Source organism: Neobacillus niacini (genome assembly GCF_031456445.1).
Taxonomy (GTDB): domain Bacteria; phylum Bacillota; class Bacilli; order Bacillales; family Cytobacillaceae; genus Neobacillus; species Neobacillus niacini_I.
In genome coordinates this window covers 124,352-148,110 of the sequence record NZ_JAVDUQ010000006.1, presented here as the reverse complement: position 1 = coordinate 148,110, position 23,759 = coordinate 124,352, and the positions used below count along the sequence as shown (strand labels likewise).

The 23,759-nt window shown below is 41.0% G+C and carries 21 protein-coding genes and 4 pseudogenes; 19 read left to right on the top strand and 6 right to left on the bottom strand.

Annotated elements, in window-relative coordinates; translation table 11 throughout:
• Positions 1-317: 317 nt before the first annotated feature.
• Both J2Y67_RS08460 and J2Y67_RS08455 read left to right on the top strand, forming a co-directional pair.
• A complete protein-coding gene (locus J2Y67_RS08460) occupies positions 318-2,393 on the top strand; it encodes a BMQ_0737 family morphogenetic spore coat protein (RefSeq protein WP_310172816.1) in 2,076 nt (691 codons plus the stop codon).
• Positions 2,394-3,780: 1,387 nt separating this feature from the next.
• Positions 3,781-3,952 (top strand): annotated as a pseudogene (locus J2Y67_RS08455) (IS256 family transposase); the annotation flags it as partial.
• Between the two features lie 232 nt (positions 3,953-4,184).
• Here J2Y67_RS08455 and J2Y67_RS08450 read toward each other — a convergent pair.
• The 5 genes and pseudogenes from J2Y67_RS08450 to J2Y67_RS08430 all read right to left on the bottom strand — a co-directional run.
• On the bottom strand, positions 4,185-4,451 hold the full coding sequence (locus tag J2Y67_RS08450; RefSeq protein WP_310172815.1) for a hypothetical protein: 267 nt from the start codon (positions 4,449-4,451) through the stop codon (positions 4,185-4,187).
• 248 nt (positions 4,452-4,699) lie between these two features.
• Complete coding sequence (locus J2Y67_RS08445; RefSeq protein ID WP_310172812.1) at positions 4,700-5,008, bottom strand: hypothetical protein; 309 nt, start codon at positions 5,006-5,008, stop codon at positions 4,700-4,702.
• Between the two features lie 336 nt (positions 5,009-5,344).
• Positions 5,345-5,662 carry a spermine/spermidine synthase domain-containing protein gene (locus tag J2Y67_RS08440; protein WP_310172810.1) on the bottom strand — a complete coding sequence of 106 codons (318 nt, stop codon included), beginning with the start codon at positions 5,660-5,662 and terminating at the stop codon, positions 5,345-5,347.
• Positions 5,663-5,774: 112 nt separating this feature from the next.
• On the bottom strand, positions 5,775-6,137 hold the full coding sequence (locus J2Y67_RS08435; RefSeq protein WP_310172808.1) for a hypothetical protein: 363 nt from the start codon (positions 6,135-6,137) through the stop codon (positions 5,775-5,777).
• 928 nt (positions 6,138-7,065) lie between these two features.
• Positions 7,066-7,263 (bottom strand): annotated as a pseudogene (locus J2Y67_RS08430) (GNAT family N-acetyltransferase); the annotation flags it as partial.
• Positions 7,264-7,405: 142 nt separating this feature from the next.
• Here J2Y67_RS08430 and J2Y67_RS08425 point away from each other — a divergent pair.
• The gene (locus tag J2Y67_RS08425) at positions 7,406-8,128 is read left to right on the top strand and encodes an NAD-dependent protein deacylase (RefSeq protein WP_310172806.1); all 723 of its coding nucleotides are present in this window, start codon (positions 7,406-7,408) and stop codon (positions 8,126-8,128) included.
• Between the two features lie 27 nt (positions 8,129-8,155).
• Positions 8,156-9,046 carry a GNAT family N-acetyltransferase gene (locus J2Y67_RS08420; RefSeq protein ID WP_310172803.1) on the top strand — a complete coding sequence of 297 codons (891 nt, stop codon included), beginning with the start codon at positions 8,156-8,158 and terminating at the stop codon, positions 9,044-9,046.
• Between the two features lie 42 nt (positions 9,047-9,088).
• Here the strand turns inward: J2Y67_RS08420 and J2Y67_RS08415 are convergent.
• Positions 9,089-9,328 (bottom strand): annotated as a pseudogene (locus J2Y67_RS08415) (GNAT family N-acetyltransferase); the annotation flags it as partial.
• A gap of 141 nt (positions 9,329-9,469) precedes the next feature.
• Between J2Y67_RS08415 and J2Y67_RS08410 the strand changes: the two are divergent.
• From J2Y67_RS08410 to eat, 15 genes and pseudogenes are all read left to right on the top strand, one after another.
• Complete coding sequence (locus tag J2Y67_RS08410) at positions 9,470-10,903, top strand: sensor histidine kinase (RefSeq protein WP_310172801.1); 1,434 nt, start codon at positions 9,470-9,472, stop codon at positions 10,901-10,903.
• 3 nt (positions 10,904-10,906) lie between these two features.
• Positions 10,907-11,479 carry an ANTAR domain-containing response regulator gene (locus J2Y67_RS08405; RefSeq protein ID WP_310172798.1) on the top strand — a complete coding sequence of 191 codons (573 nt, stop codon included), beginning with the start codon at positions 10,907-10,909 and terminating at the stop codon, positions 11,477-11,479.
• 111 nt (positions 11,480-11,590) lie between these two features.
• Entirely contained in the window at positions 11,591-11,932 is a 342-nt protein-coding gene (locus J2Y67_RS08400; protein ID WP_310172796.1) for a BMC domain-containing protein, read from the top strand.
• A 200-nt stretch (positions 11,933-12,132) separates the two neighbouring features.
• Positions 12,133-12,633 (top strand): EutP/PduV family microcompartment system protein, encoded by a 501-nt coding sequence (locus tag J2Y67_RS08395; protein WP_310172792.1) that lies wholly within the window; start codon positions 12,133-12,135, stop codon positions 12,631-12,633.
• A gap of 136 nt (positions 12,634-12,769) precedes the next feature.
• Positions 12,770-14,206 carry an ethanolamine ammonia-lyase reactivating factor EutA gene (locus J2Y67_RS08390; RefSeq protein ID WP_310172848.1) on the top strand — a complete coding sequence of 479 codons (1,437 nt, stop codon included), beginning with the start codon at positions 12,770-12,772 and terminating at the stop codon, positions 14,204-14,206.
• Positions 14,207-14,224: 18 nt separating this feature from the next.
• Positions 14,225-15,589, top strand: coding sequence for an ethanolamine ammonia-lyase subunit EutB (locus J2Y67_RS08385; protein ID WP_310172791.1), 1,365 nt, complete (start codon positions 14,225-14,227; stop codon positions 15,587-15,589).
• Between the two features lie 13 nt (positions 15,590-15,602).
• Positions 15,603-16,571: an ethanolamine ammonia-lyase subunit EutC gene (eutC, locus tag J2Y67_RS08380; protein ID WP_310172789.1), complete on the top strand. Its 969-nt coding sequence runs from the start codon at positions 15,603-15,605 to the stop codon at positions 16,569-16,571.
• A 15-nt stretch (positions 16,572-16,586) separates the two neighbouring features.
• Complete coding sequence (gene eutL / locus J2Y67_RS08375) at positions 16,587-17,240, top strand: ethanolamine utilization microcompartment protein EutL (protein WP_310172786.1); 654 nt, start codon at positions 16,587-16,589, stop codon at positions 17,238-17,240.
• A 156-nt stretch (positions 17,241-17,396) separates the two neighbouring features.
• Positions 17,397-18,911 carry an aldehyde dehydrogenase family protein gene (locus J2Y67_RS08370; RefSeq protein WP_310172784.1) on the top strand — a complete coding sequence of 505 codons (1,515 nt, stop codon included), beginning with the start codon at positions 17,397-17,399 and terminating at the stop codon, positions 18,909-18,911.
• A gap of 20 nt (positions 18,912-18,931) precedes the next feature.
• Positions 18,932-19,225, top strand: coding sequence for a BMC domain-containing protein (locus tag J2Y67_RS08365; RefSeq protein ID WP_310172782.1), 294 nt, complete (start codon positions 18,932-18,934; stop codon positions 19,223-19,225).
• Between the two features lie 19 nt (positions 19,226-19,244).
• A pseudogene (locus tag J2Y67_RS08360) lies at positions 19,245-19,874 on the top strand (phosphate propanoyltransferase); the annotation flags it as partial.
• 238 nt (positions 19,875-20,112) lie between these two features.
• Positions 20,113-20,388 (top strand): EutN/CcmL family microcompartment protein, encoded by a 276-nt coding sequence (locus J2Y67_RS08355; protein WP_198313376.1) that lies wholly within the window; start codon positions 20,113-20,115, stop codon positions 20,386-20,388.
• Positions 20,389-20,392: 4 nt separating this feature from the next.
• A complete protein-coding gene (locus J2Y67_RS08350) occupies positions 20,393-20,746 on the top strand; it encodes a BMC domain-containing protein (protein ID WP_310172778.1) in 354 nt (117 codons plus the stop codon).
• Positions 20,747-20,771: 25 nt separating this feature from the next.
• Positions 20,772-21,716, top strand: coding sequence for a malate dehydrogenase (gene mdh / locus J2Y67_RS08345; RefSeq protein WP_310172776.1), 945 nt, complete (start codon positions 20,772-20,774; stop codon positions 21,714-21,716).
• A gap of 141 nt (positions 21,717-21,857) precedes the next feature.
• On the top strand, positions 21,858-23,261 hold the full coding sequence (gene eat / locus J2Y67_RS08340; protein WP_310172774.1) for an ethanolamine permease: 1,404 nt from the start codon (positions 21,858-21,860) through the stop codon (positions 23,259-23,261).
• Positions 23,262-23,759 lie beyond the last annotated feature (498 nt).

The window sequence follows — 23,759 nt, the reverse complement described above, 5'->3', positions numbered from 1 at the left end:
TTCTGAAAGGTTCCTAAAATAAAGGCTTTAGAAATGATAATATGCATCGACATCAAGTCCAGGATCTGCTTTTTATGGATCGTAATCTCCCGCAAGACTATGTTTTTGTCCGACTTTGTCCACTACCTATTATGCTCGTTATTTTCATTGCAACAGCTAGTCCTTCTAAAAGACGTCCAAAAACAAACCTTCAAGTGAGGGTGGACAAAGTCTATCAACTGAAACTTTACTCCCTTATAAGGGCTTGATTACTAGATTTATATTGTTCCTAAGGGATATATGCCTGTATCGTTTATCCGCTATATACATACACATATATGAGCACAGATCATTATGGAAAGGAAAGCCGATATTACATGACTACTTTCAGTTGGGGGAATAACGAGTTTGGACAGCTGGGTGACGGGACCAATATCGACAGCAATGTTCCCGTTACTGTAAGTGGATCAGTCAATTTTATCGCTATTACCGGCGGGATATTTCATAGTCTTAGCATTCTTTCAGATGGATTAGTGCGTGCTTGGGGTGCTAACTATTCTGGACAGCTGGGTGACGGGACCTTAAACGATAGTAATATCCCAGAAACAGTAATGGCTCTGATGAATGCAATCGAAGTCGCTGCAGGAGTATTTCATAGTCTAGCCCTTCTCTCGGACAGTACGGTAAGAGCATGGGGCGATAACTTTTCCGGTCAGCTGGGAGACGGTACGTTCAACAGCAGTACTGTCCCTGTATCCGTAATCGGCCTGACCGATGCCATCGCAATAAGCGCCGGGTTGAATCATAGTCTCGCTCTCCTGAACGACGGAACAGTCCGCGCTTGGGGTGGTAACTTCTTTGGGCAACTCGGAAATGGTACCGATACTACCAGTAATGTTCCAGTGACTGTAATAGGGCTTAGCAATGTCATCGCTATTGCTGCAGGAGGGGGGCATAGTCTCGCTCTCCTCGATGAAGGAACGGTTCGTTCATGGGGTGAAAACAGTAATGGGGAGCTTGGGGACGGGAGCACCACTGACAGAAGTATTCCTGTGCAGGTGGTTGGAACCGGTGGGTCGGGATTCCTCAACAATGTCATCGCGATTGCAGCAGGAGAATTTCATAATCTCGCACTTTTGAATGATGGAACGGTTCTTACTTGGGGGAATAACGAGTATGGACAGCTAGGGGATGGAACGAACACTAGCAGCAATGTTCCCGTGCAGGTATTGGGAACCGGCGGGTCAGGTTTTCTTAACAATGTTGTTGCGATTGCAGCAGGGGGATTCCATAGCCTTGCCCTCCTGAATGACGGAACGGTTGTCGGTTGGGGAAATAATGAGTCTGGCCAATTGGGAGATGGCAACAACACAGATAGTGATTTTCCTGTACCTGTTAGTGGATTAACGAATTCCATTACTATTGCCGGGGGAGGGGATCATAGCTTAGATATTCAGCAGCTCCCTGTTCCCCCGCTTCCGGTTATTACCTGTACTGCTGACATTTTCCAATTAAACGACCCGGGACAGTGCGGAGCGATTGTCAACTATCCGCCGCCAATGGTATCTGATCAATGTCCCGAGGGTTTCACTGTTTCTTGCCACCCGTCGTCAGGATCTTTCTTCCCCGTGGGAACCATGACGGTAACGTGTACAGTTACGGATCCCTGTGGAGGATCAGCCTCCTGCTTGTTTGATGTCACGGTAATCCCCAATCCTTGTCTTGTTGGTGGAACTCCGAGGGTCGCTTGTTTCTTAACCGATGAGAACGGAAATCAACTGGATCCACTAGCGGAAGGCTCCATTTTGTGCAGGGAAATTCCACAAATGGGAGGCCGTAAGAATGTAACAATGTCTTTACCAAATGGGCAGACGAAAAGGCTGCAAAAAGTAAAAGTTTTGAAAAAGGGATTTGTCGTGGTGGAAGTAAGCGGAGGGAATATAACAATGAAAACTTTACCCATTCCTTTTCAGGCTGTTGAGACATTCTTTCTCTGTGCTCACGCTGGAACAAGCGTACATTGTGAAATTACGGATTTTGAGTGTGAGGCGACTATCATTTGCGACGCAAATCAGAATTTTCAGCAACTTGATCTTTTCATTTCCATGTGTCAATCCGTGCAAACGGAAGCAGAGATTATAGTGGAAATCGAAGGAAAACTCTGTGAACCGCGTAAGGAAATATCGACATCTTGTCCTTTCCCTGATATTCCTCCCCAATGTTCGGAAGTCTTCCCGCCTGCAACCAGTTCCTTTGCCAAGTCAATTTCTTATCTTGAAAAACCTGTTCCATTGATGAAAGGAAGGCAACAAGAAAAGATTTGTATTCGTACGTCAAAAGTATATGACTGGGTGATCCGTCCAATAGACATCACGCTCAGACTCGACATTAATCAAGTGAATTTTATTTGTTGATGAACCAAAAGGAAAAAAGATTTTTATGTAAAAACATCCTACCGTTTTATACGGCTTAAGAGCTATTGTTAATAGGGAAACAACAGACGTGTCTAGTGGTGGTTGATACGAAAATATTGAAAGCTTTAGGGGATCACATAGTGGTAGAAGAAGCATAAGACATAATTTATACTAAATCAAATTCGATTTAACCGTTGAAGTTCTTCGAGAAACACTGGCTTAAAACTAATACAGAAATTTAACAGAATCTTCTTATAAGACCCTTAAGAGTAATAGAATTTGACATCATTTGCGACATATACAACATATTTGCTTTTACATTACTAAAAGTGTTTAGGGAAGTTAAGGAGGAACATATAATACGAGTGATTCACTTATTTTTTTTCAAATGTACAACGTTATAAATTTTCTGAATTTTTAAAGATTACTATAAAAGCTCTATTTCTTTCTTTAACCATGCACTTTTCCAATTAAAGGAGAAAACATATAATCATGTTTAATATGTTTTCTCCTTTAATTTTTATGGCTTTTTATTATTTAGGTCTTGATAATTACTGGCTCTTTTTTAAATCCTTAAAAGCATATCATTTGAAAAAATATAAGCGGTTACAATTATTATTTAATTAGGTCGGATGGCAAAGGTGGCCAACATGGTATTCACCTTAGGTGGGGCTGATGCCCATAGTGGAGTGATAAAATGTACAAAATGGTAATGTTTTTTTGAAATTACTTTGGCCAAGGATAAAATACGAAAATTAGTTTTCTGGACAGATCTAGAGCTTTTTTCTAAAAATCAATATATCTAAATGTTGTAAGTTTTAAACACTGTAAAAATATCAGTTTTTTTCATTTGTCACTTTAGGAGTTATTCTGCACATCCAACTTTAAAACCCAGCTACCTTCACATGAGAAGATTAGCTGGGCTTCTTAATTATTTCATCTAATCATTTATAGAACAATTCGGGTCTGCCTAGTAAAAAAGCGACTGCCCCGTGTTCTGCAATTGCGCCCTTTTCTGGAATAATTAAAATATGGCCTTAGTCTTAAAATCAATTAATTCTTCTTTCACTAACGCATCCGAGAGTAAAAAACAAGTATTTGTTTTTTATGACCACAATTAATTTGGGGGTAGAATTTTTTTTAGTTTTTCTGACTTTTGTTTTTGTTCAACTTGCATCAAATTTCCTTCTATCATTTGAATGAGTGGATGATTAGAAGAAAGGATTTGTTTTAATTTTTCTATTTTTTGTGCTTGTTCATCTATATTTGTATTTCCTTCATTTAGTGGATCATTTAACGATAAATTTTGTTTCTACCTACGGTAGTATAGTTACAGATAGTTTGAGAGAAATTAAGATTTACCTTACAGCGCTGGGCATGGATGCATCATCGCCAATTTAGAAAAGTCACAAAAACAAAGTCCATTTTTCCTAATGATGATAGCCTAAGAAAAATGCTATACTTGGCAGCTCAAAACATTACAAAAAAAATGGACAATGCGTTATCGTAATTGGGACATGATCTTGAGCCAACTTGAGATTATGAATCAAACGTCATAATTGGGGACTCTGTCCCCAAACCCCTGAAGTTTATCGCTTTTGTTTTCCCTAAAACGGACAAAAAACGGACAGATCAAGTCCGTCCGTTTTAGGGTAAAAACCATAGAACCGCTCGGGTTGCACTTCTGCATTGCCCTATCCTATTTTATAGTAAAAGCCGTTATTATTTTTAACGGTTAATCTTTTTTCTATACCTATTACTTCTTGCCTTGCGAAGATTGTCATATTTTACTTACACAAGATTTTCCGCAGACCCCTCTTGTTCGTTAAGGGGAGGCAAACCTAAATTAAAGTGTTTTTGTTTATCATATTTATTATGATAAAACTCTATATCAAAATTGTTTGCTTCATCCATTAGTTTAGATTTAGCAAAAGAAGCATGAAAATATCCACGTTCAAGGTTTTTTATATCTGAAGGGGTTAATATTGAGGGATCCACTTTCCTCAGCTCAGACATTGCACGATCAATTACCTCATGTGTTACTTCATGAGATAACACTGCCGCTCCTACCTGTAAATATCTATTATTATCATTTCCTTTAAAATTCTTAATATTTGGATTACCAGCTTCATCTACATAAATGAATATTTCGTCTACATTTATTTTCCCCCATAAGATGTCTTCCGATTTTGTATTTAGTCCTTCATTAAGTTCCGTATTTCTGGTTTTAGATGATAATCTTTAAATAGTTGAGTCATCTCCATAACTCTTACAATAGAATCCCTATGCTTATTTATTTGATCTTCTTAGAATAAGTAAGCATCTTTTTCTGAAGGCAAATTAAAATATTTTTCCAAGTTTTCGTCAATATTATTTATTTCTTCTTCATCCTCAAAAAGGTTATTTTTAAATTGCCATGGGTGTCGTATTTCGTGGAATAAGTTTGCAACTAGCTCTAGCTTTCGCTGGTTTTCATGCTCGATGTCATCTAAATTGAATAAAAAGAATTTAATTAGTCTTTTATCTTGAATTATTAAGCCTGGAGGCTGGACTTTTCCATTTAATATTTGTTTATAGACCTCGGCATTTACACTAGGTCTTTTGTTCTGTTCCACTTCTAATTTCTCACGGTTTAAATAAACATCAAGCGTAAAATTTAATGTTTATACTCATCCCCCAATAGCTCAATACAGCCCGGAGGAGTATGGACTCTTTTTTAGCCAATATTTAAAGGTTGTATCCCGTATTTGGGATACGCCCTTTATTTTGCTTAAAAATAATGCGTGCAGGAAGCATGGACGAAGGAACTCTTAGTAATTTTCTAGAATTATGAAATAAGGAATCGAAAAGCTTAATCGCAGGAATGATAAAACGGGATTAGGTAAAGGACCGAAAACACCAAAGAGGGACGAATACTCGTCCCATATTTTAAGTTCTTACTACTTGAACTGCTAACCGATTATATCCTTTACATAATTAGGTAAAGAAAAAGCAGCCATATACACCTCAGGGTTAATATATTTAGTGTCCTTGTCCTTCAATTTACTAAGATCTGCCTGTAGTGGGTCATGCACTTTAGAACCTATTGTAAAACTCCAAATTCCACATGGATAAAGTGGAATCGAGAACAAATAAGTACGGACAATTGTAAATAGTTCGCGGAGATTCTGGACTGTTTTTCTCAACGTAGAGGCATCATAAAATGGGGAACCGGACTGAAAGCAAACAACGCCCTCATCAGTAAGACTGTCAAAGTCCTCATAATGCAATAATGATTTTACTTTTATATTCGTTTTTAGCTTGGCATTCTCAATGTAAGTGGATACCCAAAGAACACCGTCGGCATCTTTCTTAATTTAAACTCTCTCATTCTATTTAAAATTAGTCCATCTGAATGTGCGTTCTCACCTCCTTAAAAAACGTAGTATCCTTTTCAACAATAAAACAAGCGAGTGGTTTTTCATCAGGGTGTTTGTTCATTAAAGAATGCGCCATCCATTGCACAACCCCTGGGTTCATACCGGAGCAAACAATATCCTTCATATTTGTAAGTCTATTTCTGGCTTCAGAAAATCTTTCAAAACGTTCTTGTAAAGTAAAACCTTCCAGGTATTCATCCTTATCAACTTCTACATTCTCTAGTGCTGAATTTACGTAAGAAATTCCCAAATCGTTGCAAATATCCAGAATATCTATCGTATCTGCCCAAGAAAGGTCAATTATTAGCGAAGTTTTGGTTTCCAATAAATGTTTTCGAATCCTTTTTAAGTCCTCAAGGTTATTGATAAAGATTAATGCGATTAATTAAATCCGGACAAATTTGCTTATATTAATGAATATCCTTTTGCTTATAATCAATGAAGTGCAACTTACTTTGATTCAATAACGAGTAAAGTGGTTCAGGGGATCCTTTATTGATTTATTTAATAAAGACTGTACTGCTCTTGATACTCCACCTGCACTGCCCAAAATAGATATTACAACTCCTTGAATTGCCATACAACCATTCCTTTACGTAAGTATAGTTTAAAGTAATTAGACTGGTTTCATTTTATGTACCTATACTTTTGACCGTAACGGCGCTTGTCTATTAGCAATTTCTTAGGTGTTAGCGGGGATACAAAATCTCATACTTTCCTAGACAAGTTTCTATAGGACTTTTTGTCGTTAAAGTATCCAGATATAAAAAATAGATGACTTCAGTAAAGAACATCTATAGAGATTAAAGGAGTGATACCGCCTTTTAGTATTTTCCAAGTCTGTTCTTCCAAACAAATTATTATCATGATGAGGTATCCACTTGTACTTTAGGTTTCATGAGGAGAACAGGAGAGATGTTGATGGCAGAAGTAAGATAATAAAAAAATCCTCTGTTTAAAGAAGAAGAGGATCAAGCAAGCTTTGCAGTCGTTGACAAGCAGAAATGTCCATTGCGTGCAAGTGATGTGGATACTCTGGTGATGATTCAAAACGAAAAACCACTCCGATTCTTTTTTCAAGAAGGAAATCAACCGTGGGCAGTCTTATATGGCTTGCGAATGCTGGTAAGAGAAAACGAAATTTAGAAGTAACTTCTGTTAAAATATGGATGGGGATGATATACTCAAAGAATATAGTGGTCTCAGTGCCTGATGCAACACAAAATCCAACATATCGGTCACTAAGCCTGTGCTCACCATGCCATTTTTAGAAATTCTTCCTTTAAAATCGCATACATCTTTAAGTCCCAGTGTTTTTCTTTAATAAACAAAACTTTTTTCATGATGCCTTCAAATGACATACCTGCTTTTTCCATGACTCGCTCTGACCCAATATTTTCTACAAAACATCTTGCTTGTATTCGCACCAAATCCATTTTTTCAAAGCCAAATGTTTTCTAAATCTTCCGAGGTTACTTTTCTAAGTATAAGTCATTCTGTTTCTAAAATAGGTAACTCGAAATCCATAAATTCACCTTCTTAATGTTAGTTATTTCTATTGTATAGGAAACTTGTAAAAGGGGGAAAACGGAAATGGAAGATCAAATTCATACTTTAAAACAGTGGATAGAGAATTCGAAGTATACCGTCATTTTTACAGGAGCCGGCATGTCTACGGAAAGCGGCTTGCCCGATTTTCGCTCAGCTTCCACTGGAATTTGGAAAGACCAAAATCCTATGAAGTTAGCGAGTACAGATGCAATGAAAAATAATCGATATGGGTTTATTGAATTCTATCAAAATCGAGTTGAAGAGGTTGAAAAATATAAGCCCCATTTTGGGCATGAAGTTCTTGCTCAATGGGAACAGGAAGGGAAACTAAAGGCGATTATTACCCAAAATATTGATGGCTTTCATCAGGAAGCGGGGAGTAAAAATGTCGTCGAATTACATGGCACACTAAGAAAATGTCATTGTTCAGAGTGCAAAGAAACTTTTCCGATTTTGAGATTTATGGAAGAAAAATTATCTTGTGAATGCGGTGGATTCATTCGTCCCTCTGTTGTCCTGTTTGGCGAAAGGCTGATGGAGGTATCATTAATACATGCAGTTAGGGAGACAAAACAAGCCGAGTTGTTTATTGTTCTTGGATCATCTTTAAATGTCTCACCCGCAAACTTTTTTCCAATTGAAGCAAAGGAAAATGAAGCAAAACTTGTGATCATAAATATGGAGCCAACAGAAATGGATGATTTGGCTGACTTAGTCATTCCCCAGCGAAAAATTGGCGAGGTATTACAGGAATTGAGTCAATAGGTTTTGTTATAAAGGAGGCATTTTTCAATGATAAATGAAAAACAAACAAATCGAATTGACGATTCAATAATTAGCTATCGAAGATGTTCTGAGGTAGAGGATCACTTCATTCATCAAGCCTTTCAAGATGGTTTTTCGGACTATATTATAAAGATGGAGATTTCAAAAGAGGATTTTATCCAGCGCTTTTTTGGTCCTGAAGGCAATACGAGAGAGACCTCCTTTATCGCCATTTATGAAAAGCTGCCTATCGGAGTGATACTGGGCGGTATTAAAAATTATGAAACCATTAAAACGATGAGATGTGGGACGTTAGCGATTCACCCTGATTTTAGAGGGAAAAGCATCAGCCAAAAACTATTTAACCTTCATAAAGAAGAGGCGATAAAACAAGGATGTAAGCAACTTTTTCTTGAAGTCATCGTAGGTAATGACCGGGCGATTCATTTTTATAAAAAATTAGGTTATGAAAAAATTTATGATATTGTTTATTACACAAACCCAGATTTATCGGGGTTAAACAATACAGAAACAAAATCAGAGGCCATCATAAAAAGATTAGTTTTTCATGATTTCCAAAAGAGAATTCAAAAATGGACTTATCATATCAACTGGCAAAATGATATTGATTTTATGGAAAAATTAACCAACAACCATTATTTTGGTGCCTATCAAAGCGAGGAATTAGTGGGATGCCTTTCGATTAATTCCAACGGCGGAATCAGTTTTTTAATGGTCGATAAAAATGCCCGAAATAAAGGTATTGCAACACAGCTTTTGCAGGCTGCTTATAAAAATATTAAAATAACAAAAATGGCTGCTGGATTTCCAAACAATAGTTTGCTTGAAGGCTTTTTCAAAAAGCATGGTTTTCAAAAAGGGAGCCTGGTGCAATATGAGATGTATCTGCCCCTTTAATAGGGAAAAGCATTGGTTTTCAAGCAACCAATGCTTTTCTCTTTAGGTAAACAAATATTGTCTCATTTCACCATACTTAATAAATCCAAGCTTCTCATAGAGCCTCAGTCCGGCCGGTGTGGCATGGAGAATCGCGGTTTGATAACCTTCCAGTTTCGCTCTTAAGAGCGATGCAGTCATTATTTCCATACCGATTCCTTTACCCTGGAGGTCAGGCAAAGTGGCTACATTGTAGATTCCTGCAATTCCATTACTATAAAAAAGAGTTGTAGTGGATACTACCGTGCCCCCTTTTTTCTCATCCTATAGTTATGTTCCTAGTTTGTCTTTAGAACCAATTTTGCGAAAAAACAGAAGATTGACACTAATAGAAATGATATATACAATATTTTTATATATTAGAAGAAAGATTGGAGCTAAGGCATGCTTAAAACTGAGGTGAACAGCGTTGGAACTCTATGTCAGCTTCACACAGACTTATCAGAGGAAGATATCCAAAAGATTCAAAAATTGGTTCAAAACCTGCAGTTAATTGCGGACTTGAATCAAGCGAATGTATTTGTTGATTGTCAAACGCGGGAAAAAAAGCATGCGATTGTTGTGGCGGAGGCTGCCCCTTCAACAGCCAAATCTGTCTATAAAAATCCAGTTGTTGGAAAGTTTGCCTATGAAACGTTTGAACCTGCCGTTTTCTATGCCTTTCGGACAGGCAAACCGCTTTTTCTGAATCACGCCTTAACCCAGGAAGGAAAAAAAGTCGAACAAAGTGTGGTTCCCATTGTGGGATTACAGAACCGGGTCATTGGCACGTTGATAATGGAGAAGGATATCAGTGATAAGCTTCAAAAACAAAGTAAATTGAAAGCGCTAACAGAAGCGAATGAGACGCTTAGCGAACTTTTATTGGGAATGGCTGAAAACCGGCCGTTTATTCCGGAATTGATTGAGGAGTCCCTATTTATCATTGACCAGGAGTTAAGGATTCAATACACCAATCCTGCGGCAATGAATCTCGTTTTAGAAATGTGCTCAATGGAATGTAAGAGTGGAAATCTTTTTATCACCTATTTCCCTAATTTAGCAGAAATCTGCCGGCTTTCAGATGAACTTGTGATTCAAGAAGTCGTGATTAAAAATAAAGTTTTTCAAATGAAAAAAATTGCTTTAGTGCAAAATGAAAAAAACAGCGGATCGTTTATTATTTTTCGAGATTTAACTGAGCTGCGTGAAAAAGAGCGGGAGCTTACCGTCAAGACCGTGGCTATCCGTGAAATTCATCATCGTGTGAAAAATAACCTCCAAACGGTCGCGAGTCTGCTGCGACTGCAGATGCGAAGAGGGATTCCAGAGGAAAGCAAGGTCCATTTCGTTGAAAGCTTGAACCGAATCTTAAGTATTGCCTCTGTCTATGAAATCATTTTATCCAATTCGCAAAATCAGGATGATGTGGAGATTGTCAGTTTAATAGAAAAAATCGGCAATATGCTGGTGTTTAGCGAGGATCATGAAGGGAAAACGATTATGATTGACTACTCAGGTCCGAAGCTTTTTATTAAATCGAATCTAGCTGTTTCGGTTGCTCTTGTCATTAATGAATTAATCCAAAATTGTGTGAAGCATGCTTTTACGGAGATGAATGAGGGACAAATTCATGTGGTCATCGAGGAAGAGGCTTCCGCCATACGGGTTCTGGTGAAAGATAATGGAATTGGATATACCTCTACCATTAAACCATCTTTAGGTCTTGATATTGTCAAGATGATGATTGAACATGATTTATCCGGTCATTTTGGGATCGAAGGAAATAGTGAAGGCACGGTTGCGACCGTCGAATTTCCCTTTTCGAGGGAGGTTTAATGAATGAAAAAGCGAATAATGTTGGTAGAAGATGAGTCTATCGTTCGATTGGATGTTTCGCTGATGTTAAGGGATGCCGGCTATGAGGTTGTTGCGGAAGCGGCTGATGGGGAAAAAGCTATCGAATTAGCTTATTCACTAAAGCCCGACTTAATCATCATGGATATTAAAATGCCGAAGCTGAATGGTTTGAAGGCGAGCGAGATTATTTCCAATAAATTCAATATCCCGATTTTGCTTTTAACGGCTTACAGTCAAAAGGAATATATTGAAAAAGCGAAAAAAGCGAATATTTTAGGGTATTTGGTAAAGCCGATTTCAGAGGCTAACCTGATTCCAGCGGTAGAAATTGCCCTGAAGCAGGCGGAAAATGCAATTCTTTACAAAGAAAAAGTAGAAGAAATGAATCGGGAGCTTAAAAACCGCAAACTTGTGGAAAAAGCAAAAGGAATTTTAATGAAACAATTGAATTTATCGGAAGATACCGCTTACAATAAGATGAGAGATCTGAGTATGAAAAAACAGCTGCCAATGGAAAAGGTGGCAAAATATATTATTTTGAAGTATCCAAGCTAGTTTACAAGTGAATAGGTGGAGCAATGGTGCTTAGTAGGTTTTATTTTTGATAAAAATAAAGTCTATTAAGCATTTTCTTGTTTTTATACGAAATGGTGAGGTGGGTTTATCGTGAGTGAAGAGAAAAAGCGGTTTATACAGGAGTTTGTACCAGGGAAGCAGGTAACTTTAAGCCACATTATTGCCAATCCAGACCCGGATATGTTTGAAAAATTAGGGATTCAGGAGGCAGGGGCTCTAGGGATATTAACGCTGACGCCAAGTGAGACGGTGATCATTGCCGGGGATTTAGCGACGAAATCAGCTAATGTAAAGTTAGGATTTTTGGATCGCTTTACTGGGAGCTTGGTGATCGTCGGAAATGTTTCCGAGGTGGCAATGGCGATGCATGAAATCAATCGGTTTTTGGCGGATACGCTGATGTATACGCCGGCGAAGATAACCAAGTCGTAGATTTGTTGATATATTCGTAAAATGTGTTGATATCCTGTAAATTTGTGTCGATATCCGTTCGAAATGTGTTGATATAATTTAAAAGTGTGTCGATATCGGGTAGTTTTGTGTTGATATCCGAAGAAATTATGTTGATATATTTTTACAGGGGGCCTAATTTGTAGATATTGTTAAAACCTTTCAAGAAAGGAGGACATCCAATGGCAAAAAAGAACCGAGCCATGCTGATTGGCTCCATTGGTGCGGGGAAATCAACGTTAACCAACGCATTACTCGGTCGGGAAGTGCCAGCTGTCAAAACCCAGTCGTTGATTTATAATGATTGGATTGTTGATACCCCGGGAGAATATAGTGAAAACCCATTCTACTATAAAAATATTATGTCAACAGCACTCGAGGTAACCCATGTCCTGTATTTGCAGGATGCGACCAAGAAAAAAATGATTTTCCCGCCTGGATTTAGTACCGGAATCAATAAACTGCCTATCGGGGTTGTCACAAAAAGTGATTCAGAGCATGCGGATGTGGAGCTCGCTATTTCTTTATTAAAAAAGGTAATCGTAAATAAGGGACCAATTGTAATTACCTCATCCGTTAAAAATGAGGGGATCGAAGAGATTCGAAATCTAGTAAACTTCCGCACAGTTCTGGAAATGAAGCAGTATTTCAAAAAACATCCATCCCCGTTTGTTATTTTTTAATTGAAAGCCTTTACAATATACAGAAAATATTTTATATTATGAATAACAAATGAAGTTAACGGCAATGGCGCCTCTTTTAAACTATCTAAAAATGGATAGTTTACAAGGGGCGCTTTTTGTTTTTGGGGGAGTTGTGATGAATTTCAGAGGCCCACAAAAGGAAGAAATGATCAGTGCCGGAATCGATATTGGCACGAGTACCACTAAGCTGGTAATCAGCCGATTCACCTTGATGAATATGGCGGGCGGGGCTCATGTTCCGCGAATTGAAATAATTGATAAACAGGTCATTCATCGAAGTCCAATTTACCTGACACCGCTGACTACGCCAACAACCATTGATATCGAAAAAATTGAAAACCTTGTCAGGAAGGAATATCAGAAAGCTGGCATTGAACCAAAGGATATCCAAACTGGGGCTGTGATTATTACAGGAGAAACAGCCACAAAAACCAATGCAGAAGTGATGCTCCATCAGCTGTCTGACCATGCCGGAGAGTTTCTAGTGGCTACTGCAGGTCCGGACTTAGAAGGAATTATTGCGGCAAAGGGCTCTGGTGCTTATGAATTTTCAAAAGAAACAGGGAAGACCATTGCCAATATCGATATCGGCGGCGGCACGGCTAATGTGGCGGTCTATAAATCAGGAAGGCTTTGTGGAACCTGTACGCTCCATATCGGCGGCAGATTGATTGAATTTAAGGATAATAGAATCCAGAGTATTTCTCCACCTGTTAAGGACTTACTGCAACATTGGGGATCCCAATTGGAGGAAGGTCAAAGCCCTAATTCAAAAGAAATAAAAAAGATCACCGATTTCATGGCCGAAGTCATTGCAAAAATGTTAAAAAGAGAACTCAGCCTTGAGGACCACGCACTGTTGCTGGGTCATGAACCAAATTGGGTAGATCACATTGAAGCCATCATGTTTTCTGGCGGGATCAGTGAATGCCTGTATCAATATGAAAAAGGTTCTTCTCAATACGATGATATTGGTCTGATGCTAGCGGACTCCATAAAGGAGAGCACAAGTTTAGCGCATTGGACTTGGGTAAAGCCACAGGAAACTGTCCGGGCCACGGTGCTAGGGGCCGGAATGCAAACGACGGAGATTAGCGGAGCGACCATTGAGGCTGATAATGGAAAATTACCAATAAAAAACTTGCCAGTTTTCCAAGTCCGGTTCGAGGCTGATTTTAAAATAGTGATGAGTCAATTTTTCAAATTGATTGAGGAAGCGATTGAACTCTATGATCCGCAACGGGAAGGGCAAAATTTTGCTGTTTATTTTTCAGAACTGCCTTACTTAAGGTTTCGTGAAATTGATGTGTTTGCTGACTCCATTCTGACCGCAATGAAACAAAAACCAAATCGAACGCAGCCGTTGGTCCTTGTGCTCGACCGCGACTATGCAAAAGTTCTCGGGCAAACGCTCAAGCGGAAGGACTCATCACAATCCGTCATTTGCATTGATCAAATTAAAGTTGAAAATGGGGACTATTTGGATATAGGCCAAGTGCTTGAAACCGATGTTGTTCCTGTCATTATAAAAACGTTAACATTCCAGAAATGACGAAAGGGGGATTTTCTTGTGAGATTAAAGACCACCTATTTAGGTACAGTCTATCAATTTTCCTCACTGAAGGATTTATTTGCAAAAGCAAATGAAGAAAAATCGGGCGACCGCTTAGCCGGCATTGCTGCTGAAACAGTCCAAGAAAGAATTGCGGCCAAGCAAGTATTGAGCTATTTGACGCTTCAGGATATTAGGGGAAATCCATTGTTATCCCCTGAAGAGGATGAGGTTTCAAGGATTATTGAAGGGCAAATCAACGAGCCAATCTATCAATCTATAAAAAATTGGTCCGTTTCTGAGCTACGTGAATATATCCTGAATGATACGACTACGGGGGAAGATTTGAAGCGCCTCAGCAGAGGGTTAAACAGTGAAATGATTGCGGCGGCGGCGAAAATCATGTCAAACCTCGATTTAGTCCATGCCGCGAATAAAATTGAAGTTTTATCCAAGTGTAATATAACCATTGGTCAAAAGGGTGTCCTAGCTTCGAGGCTCCAGCCCAATCATCCGACGGATAGTGTGGAGGGGATGATGGCATCCATGAAAGAGGGTCTTGCCTATGGAATCGGCGATGCGGTTATCGGGATCAACCCGGTGGATGATTCTGTTGAAAGTGTAAAACGCTTACTGCATGCTACTCACGATTTCATTCAGAAATGGGAAATTCCAACGCAGAACTGTGTACTCGCCCATGTGACGGCGCAAATGAAAGCGGTTCAGCAGGGGGCCCCTGCTGATATGATTTTTCAAAGTATTGCCGGAACCGAGGCAGCCAATCGCTCCTTCGGGATCACCGCTTCGCTGTTAGAGGAAGCAAATGAAATGGCGAAAGTTTATGGGACTGGAACCGGTCCGCAGCGTTTGTATTTTGAGACCGGTCAAGGCTCTGAATTATCGGCTGAAGCTCATTTTGATATCGATCAAATGACCTTGGAATCGCGGAATTACGGCTTTGCCCGCTACTATGATCCGTATATCGTCAATACGGTAGTCGGCTTTATCGGTCCCGAGTATTTGTACAATAACAAGCAGGTCATTCGTGCCGGACTTGAGGATCATTTTATGGGAAAAATGCATGGAATCCCAATGGGTGTCGATATTTGCTACACAAACCATATTAAAGCGGACCAAAATGACATTGAGGATCTTGGGGTGCTCTTGACAGCGGCTGGCGTGAATTTTATCATCGCTGCTCCAATGGGGGATGATTGTATGTTGAATTACCAGTCCTTAAGCTATCACGATGTTGCGACATTAAGACAGACCCTTAATAAACGGCCGGCGCCATTATTTGAAGCATGGCTTGAAAAAATGGGCATTTTTGAGAACGGTAAATTAAGCAAATATGCTGGTGATCCAACGATTTTTTCGCGATAGGAGGTGTGAAGGAATGAATCCTGAATTAGTGGAACAAATCACGAAAATGGTAGTTGAAAAATTACAAACAAAGGCCGCGGTTGGCGATGAGTCGGCGGTGGAAGAGGTTCCTCCAAAGGTGAGTGACAAAACTTCGGAAAAAGTGGAAGTGAAGTTTTGGAATCACCGTGGAAATAAGGTTGAAGGGAATTGCAATCCTGTTTGTACCGAGTCTGAGCCGGAAAAGGAAATAGCAGTGGAACCAAGACTGACGGTTGGTCTCGAAAATCCGTTTAACCAAGAAGAACTCGATCTTCTCATTAGCAAGACACCGGCAAGAATTGGTGTCGGCCGTTCGGGCTTAAGACCCAAAACGGACACGTGGTTGAAATTTCGCTTTGACCATGCGGCCGCGGTCGATGCGGTCTATGGTAATGTCGATCCGAAGATTTTGGAAAGCTTGTCCTTATTTAAGGTCAGCACAAAGGTTGCAGACAAAGAGGTATATGTCCGCCGCCCTGACTTTGGGAGAAAGCTTTCGGATGAAGCCAAGCAATTAATTAGTCAGAAATGTAAAAAGTCACCGACGGTCCAAATTATTGTTTCAGACGGCTTAAGTTCAAAAGCGGTTGAGGAAAATGTAGAGGATGTGTACTTATCTCTGAATCAATCGCTTCAAAGTTTAGGGCTCGATACGGGCACACCATTCTTTATCGAAAAAGGCCGGGTTGCGGCGATGGATGATGTCGGGGAGCTGCTTGCGCCAAAAGTAATTGTGTATTTAATCGGTGAACGCCCTGGTCTAGTAAGTGCGGAGTCGTTAAGTGCGTATTTATGCTATGAACCACGTCACGGCACGATTGAAGCCGATCGGATGGTCATTTCTAATATTCATAAGGGCGGCATTCCGCCGGTTGAAGCTGGTGCCTATATCGGAACGGTTGTTCAAAAAATCTTAAAATATGAAGCTAGCGGCGTTTCGCTGGTTCAAAAAGAGCAATAGGGGGAGGGTTGAAAAGTGGCTTTAGAACGAATTCATGCAGAAATTTTAGCTGTTCGGATTATCCCAAATGTTGACCCTGCCTTAGCTGCACAGTTTGAGTTAAAACCCCATCAACGGAGTTTAGCGATTTTTACTTCGACGATTGATGATGTCGGCTATACGGCTCTCGATGAAGCAACCAAACGAGCGGATGTTGATGTTGTCTATGCACGTTCCTTCTACGCGGGTTCCGCCCATGCCTCAGGACCTTTGTCAGGGGAGATGATTGGCGTATTAGCCGGTCCGAGTCCGGATGAAGTAAAGAGCGGTATGGATGCGGTCATTCAAACTGCGGAAAATGATGCGTATTTTGAAGCTTTAGATGATGAAAAGAGTCACGCTTTGTACGCCCATGTCGTGGCAAGGACTGGTTCCTATTTATCGTCTGAGGCAGGGATTAATCAAGGAGAGGCACTTGCCTATTTGATTGCACCTCCACTTGAAGCAGTATATGGAATTGATGCGGCGTTGAAGGCAGCGGATGTGGAACTGGTCAAGTTTTTTGGACCGCCTTCAGAAACAAACTTTGGCGGAGGGTTGTTGACTGGGTCACAATCAGCATGCCAAGCGGCGGCGGATGCTTTTCGCGATGTGATTAGCGAGATTGCGAGAAATCCGAGGCATTACTGATGATTCGCAAATAAACTGCGCAGATTCGCAAATAAAACTCGTTGATTCGCAAATAAATGGCTCGAATTCGCAAAAAAAATGCAAATTATCCTAAAAAAAGTGTAATTTTACACCGAAAATATGATTTTTCAATGAAAAGAGAAAGGAGTGTCCCTGTTGCAATTTGATTTAGATCTTCAATCCATCCAGGAAATGCGGGATGCAGTTCAGAAAGCAAAAGAAGCGCAGCAAAAATACTTGGCGTATTCCCAGGAACAAGTCGATAAAATCGTCAAAAGGGTCGCAGAAGCTGCTGCCGCAAAATCACTTGAATTGGCCCGGATGGCGGTGGAAGAAACCGGAATGGGTGTTGTCGAACATAAAAAAATGAAAAACGACGTGGGTTCGCTGTCAGTCTATGAATCCATTAAAAATGAAAAAACTGTCGGAATCATCAAAGAGGACCGTACAAAAAAAATCATGGAGGTTGCCTATCCTTTTGGGGTCATCGCCGGGATCATCCCTACGACGAATCCGACGTCGAGTGCGATTTTTAAAGCATTAATTGCTTTAAAAACAAGAAATGGAATTGTTTTTAGCCCGCATCCCAGGGCTGTTAAATGTTCAGTCGCTGCATTAAAAATTTGCTTGGATGCTGCGGTGCAAGCGGGGGCTCCGGAGGGAATTATCGGCTGGATCTCGAAGCCAACGATGGCGGCAACCACCGAATTAATGCACCATCGCGATATTGATTTAATTTTAGCGACGGGTGGAAAGGATTTAGTCCGTGCGGCGTATAGCTCTGGAAAACCTGCCTATGGTGTTGGACCTGGAAACGTGCCGGTCTATATTGAAAAAACAGCTAATATTCAAAAAGCCGTCAAAATGATTGTCGAGAGTAAAACCTTTGACTATGGCACGATTTGCGCAACAGAGCAGGCGATTGTCGTTGACCGAAATGTAAAAGAAATAGCCGTGAGGGAGTTCAAAAATAACGGAGCCTACTTCTTAAATGAGCAGGAAAAAGCCCAATTAGAAAAAGTGATCTCGCCGTTTCCGGGAAAGCTCAATCCGGCCATTGTTGGTCAAAGCGCAGTCAAGATTGCGGAATTGGCGGGAATATTGGTTCCAACCGATACAACTATCTTAATTGCGGAGGAAACTCGAATTGGGAAGGACGTACCTTTTTCCATCGAAAAATTGTCGCCGATTTTCCCGATTTTTACGGCAGAAAGCTATGAAAACGCGAAAGAGCTTTGTGTGAAAATCTTGAATTTAGGCGGCATGGGGCATAGCTTATCTCTCCACACCCATGATGACAAGGTGGCACGGGAATTTGCGATAGAAATGCCGGTTTCACGTTTAATGGTGAATACACTTTCTTCGATTGGAGCAGTCGGAGCCACGACTGAATTAATGCCATCACTCACACTTGGCTGCGGTTCGTTTGGAGGGAATATTACTTCCGATAATTTATCGGCCCGCCATTTAATCAATATCAAAAGAATGGCTTATGGAACAAAAGAAGTTTCAGTTCCGAAGCCATCGAACCAAAGTATAGCTGCAAAATCAGATTCCTACAGTATCGAAGAGATTGTGAATCAGGTTTTAAGCCAAGCGACGCTATCGGGTCCAGTCGATCCAAAAGTAATTTCTGAAATGGTAAACGAATTATTAAAAAATATCAAATGAACTAATAGGAGGAATTTACAATGGCTAGAGAATTAACAGCATTAGGTATGGTGGAGACAAAAGGTTTGGTAGCATCAGTGGAAGCAGCGGACGCAATGGTAAAGGCAGCAAACGTTCATTTAGTAGGAAAGGTGCATGTAGGTGGAGGACTTGTAACGGTTCTTGTACGCGGGGATGTAGGTGCAGTTAAAGCGGCAACTGAAGCAGGTGCGGCGGCAGCAGAACGTGTCGGCGAATTATTATCCGTTCATGTTATCCCACGTCCACACAATGAATTGGAAAGCATTTTACCAAAATTAGATGTGGAAGTGTAAAAAGTAAGGAGCCAATTCGATGAATGAACAAGCCATTCGAACGGTTGTTGAAGAGGTGATTCAGCAATTGTTAAAAAAGGACACAAGGCCAAGTACAATCCCGATGGCTGTTTCGGCCCGCCACTGTCATTTAAGTCAAGCTGATTTGGAAACGCTTTTTGGAAAAGGGTATGAATTAACGAAAAAAGCGGATTTGTCACAGCCTGGTCAATTTGCGGCGAATGAAACGGTGGTCATTGTCGGACTAAGGGGAAGCATTGAAAAAGTACGTATCCTTGGCCCGGCTCGTTCCTTAACGCAAGTAGAGGTCAGCAAAACGGATGCGGTGAAGCTCGGAGTGAATCCGCCGATAAGGGAATCGGGCAATATTGAAGATTCCGCTCCGATCACGCTGGTAGGACCGAAAGGAAGTATTTTTAAAAATAAAGGACTGATCATTGCCCAGGCCCATATCCACATGCATCCAGATGATGCTGCGCATTTTAGGGTGGAAAATGGGGAATATGTTCGAATCCGAACAGAGGGCGAGCGGCCGGTTTCGTTTGAAAAAGTACTTATTCGGGTTTCGCCGAGATATCGGCTAGAAATGCATATTGATACCGATGAAGCGAATGCGGGACTGATTACAAGCGGTCAGTCGGGTATTCTTGTTAGGGATGGGGAGATGGCAGTTAGACCCGAACCCTTTTTGAAGGAGCCAGTCCAACCGACGGAACCAGAGGTCGTTATTTTTCAAAAAAATCTCTTAACCAAGAGAGATGTGCAAGCCTGTAAGGGCGACTCGATTTCCGTTCGAAAAGGAACGATTGTTACCCCGTTGGCACGGGATGCCGCAAGAGAGTTGAAAAAAACCATCCGGGTTATGGACTAAGTTAGGGGATGATTTTTTGCAGGTAGGAACGGTGATTGGAAATGTTTGGGCGACAAGGAAGGAAGACAACCTGACGGGATTAAAATATTTATTTGTCCAGCCGGAGCTTCCAACAGGGGTGCCAATCCTTTCACCGTTTATTGCGGTGGACCGGATTGGTGCCGGTGTCGGGGATAAAGTAATGGTCACAACAGGAAGTGCGGCTGCAAATATTATCGGGGATCAAAAGCTTCCGATTGATGCGGTCATTATCGGAATTATCGATTCAATTGATGTTGAAGGAGGTGCGTAGACTAATGTCAAAAGCATTAGGAATGATTGAAACTAGAGGACTGATTGCCTCGATTGTTGCGGCTGATGCGATGGTTAAAGCAGCGGATGTACGTTTAATTAAAAAGGAAAAAGTAGACGCCGGACTCGTTTCGATTTTAGTAGAAGGGGATGTCGGGGCTGTTCAGGCGGCGGTCGATGCCGGCAAGTATGCGGCACAAAGTGTCGGGGTGCTGGTAACCGCGCATGTTATCCCACGTCCCGATGACGGTGTAGGGCAAATGTTGGTGAAGGCGCCGAAAAAGGTGGAGGAAAAACCAAAGCCTGCAAAAAGGGGACCAAAAGTAAAACAGGAAGAGCCTCCAGCAACAACGGAATAGTTTTTAAAAGAATGGAGGAGAAGGTATGGCATTCAAACGTAAAAAAATCGCCGTGATAGGTGCCGGATTTACCGGTGCAACAGCGGCGTTGATGATTGCGCAAAAAGAATTAGGGGATGTTGTGATCGTTGATATTCCAGCCCAAAGCGATCCTACTAAAGGGAAAGCCCTTGATATGCTCGAAGCCAGCCCGATTCAAGGATTTAATGCAAACATCACGGGGACCTCGGACTATGGTGATATTCAGGATGCTGATTTGGTTTTAATCACGGCCGGTCTGCCGAGGAAGCCGGGGATGAGCCGCGATGATTTGGTTTCCACAAATGCAAAAATTATCGAGGAAGTCTCGGAAAATATTAAAAAATATGCGCCAAATAGCTATATTATCGTCTTAAGTAATCCGGTCGATGCCATGACTTATATTTGTTATAAAACGACCGGTTTTCCGAAAAATCGTGTCATTGGTCAGTCTGGCGTCTTAGATACTGCCCGTTTTAACACCTTTGTGGCCCAGGAATTGAATGTGTCGGTGGAAGATATTTCCGGATTTGTTTTGGGCGGGCATGGCGATGACATGGTCCCATTGGTCCGGTTCTCTTATGCCGGCGGAATTCCGCTGGATAAAATTCTACCGCCGCACCGCATCGAAGCGATTGTGGAAAGAACGCGTAAAGGCGGGGGCGAGATTGTCAGCTTGCTAGGTCAAGGAAGTGCCTACTATGCACCTGCAGCTTCGATGGTGCAAATGACAGAAGCGATTTTAAAGGACAAAAAGAGAATTTTACCATGTATTGCTTATTTAGAAGGGGAATATGGTTATCAGGATTTATACTTGGGGGTTCCTACCATCCTTGGCGGAGATGGAATTGAAACGGTGATTGAAATTGCGTTGACGTCGGATGAAAAAGCAGCCCTTGATCAATCTGCCCAATCGGTTCAGAAGGTGATGTCGATTTTGAAGACGCTTTAATTTTAGAAAAATTATCCTGTGTAATCCTTCTACTATTTTATATTAAACTAGGAGCAATCTAGTTTAATTACATAGTCGGGTTTGGGAAATGTTTGTAGTTTAATTTTACCTGTAGATTCATTTTTGAAAGGGGAAGGGTTTATGGAGCAGGGAAACAACCATTTGCAAAAAGCACTTAAGCCGATTCATCTATGGGGTATTGCGGTCGGCATGGTTATTTCCGGCCAATACTTTGGCTGGAACTATGGTTTTGAATCAGGCGGCACCATTGGCCTCGGCATTGCAGCACTGATTATTATTGTTTTTTATACGACCTTTATTTTCAGTTACTCTGAACTTTCAACTTCCATCCCTCATGCGGGCGGCCCTTCTGCCTATGCCAGAAAAGCGATGGGGCCATTTATGGGCTATGTTACAGGGTTAGCCTGTTTACTCGAGTTCGTGTTTGCACCCCCTGCGATTGCTGTTTCAGTAGGGGCGTATATTAACTTCTTGATTCCAAGTATTAATGCTGTTTATGCAACCGTCGGAATGTTTATCTTATTTATTTTGGTCAACCTCATTGGTGTAAAAGGCGCGGCAGTGATTGAGTTAGTGGCAACAGTTATGGCATTGATTGGCCTCGCAATTTATTATGTTGCCGGTTTGCCTCACGTTCAAGCGTCAAATATCTTTAATGATATGGCTTTTAGTCATGGCTGGTCCGGCGTTTTGGCAGCGATTCCATTTGCGATTTGGTTCTTCCTGGCTATTGAAGGGGGAGCGATGGCGGCGGAAGAGGTGCGCGACCCGAAGAAGGATATCCCAAAAGGGTTTATTTCCGGGATTTTAACACTTGGAGTGGCAACGATTTTAACCTTAGTGGTAACGGCAGGACTTGGCGGCGGTACCGGGAAACCTGCGGATTATCCTCTTCCGCAGGCATTGGCAAGTATTTATGGTGAAGGCAGCTTTATTCCAAAATCGGTTGCGATTATCGGTCTCTTTGGTCTCATCGCCAGCTTACACGGAATTATCATTGGGTATTCTCGTCAAACGTTTGCGTTAGCTCGTGCAGGATACCTTCCTAAGTTCTTATCCAATCTATCGAAGCGCGGCGTTCCGCACTGGGGATTGATAGTTCCAGGAGCGATTGGAGTGATTGCGGCGGGTTCAGCAAACTTTGCGAATGCCTTGATTATTCTTTCAGTGTTTGGTGCGATCACGATGTACTGCCTAAGCATGATTTCGCTGTTTGTTTTAAGGAAAAAGGAACCAAACTTGGAAAGACCGTTTAAAGTAAGTTATCCAGTGGTGCCGGCGATTGCGTTGGTGTTGGGTGTATTCTCCTTCTTCTGTGTAGTCAAATATAGTGTGTTAACGACAACTCTGCCATTGTTTGGGGTTCAGCTTCCATTGGCGGGTGTGATTCTGACGATTTTTGCCGTAGCGATTGTCTACTATTTCTTAGTAGGCTCAAAGAATTTGCGTCCGATGTCAGAAGAGTTTGTGTCGATTGAGGATGTAAATTCTGGGGATACAGCGAATGAGGAAAAGATTGGTTAATAGATTTAGAAAAAGATGTCCTTTGGGGGCATCTTTTTCTATTTTGGGGGATGTCATGAATTTGCATTGCCCGAAGGAGGGAGAATTTCAAGTGGGGGGTAAAAGAAAAGGCGTTTCATTGCTCATGGGAGGTAGAATTTCGTGTGGAGGGTAAAAGAAAAGGCGTTTCATTGCCCGAGGGAGGTAGATTATCATGCAAAAGGTAAAAGAAAAGGTGTTTCATTTCCTGAAGAAGGTAGATTATCATGCAAAAGGTAAAAGAAAAGGTGTTTCATTGCCCAAGAAGGGCTGATTCCCTTACAAAAGGGAAAAGGAAAACCCTCTTATTACCCAAATAAGCTCCATTTTTCTTTTCAAGGGTAAAAGGAACCTCATCAACTTGTAAAACAATGAACAAAGGTGACACCATGTGAAAATTTCACAATGTATATTTAATGATTTGCGAGAATAATATAATGATAACTTGACCAATTTAGGTCTATTTAGTGAAACCGAAGG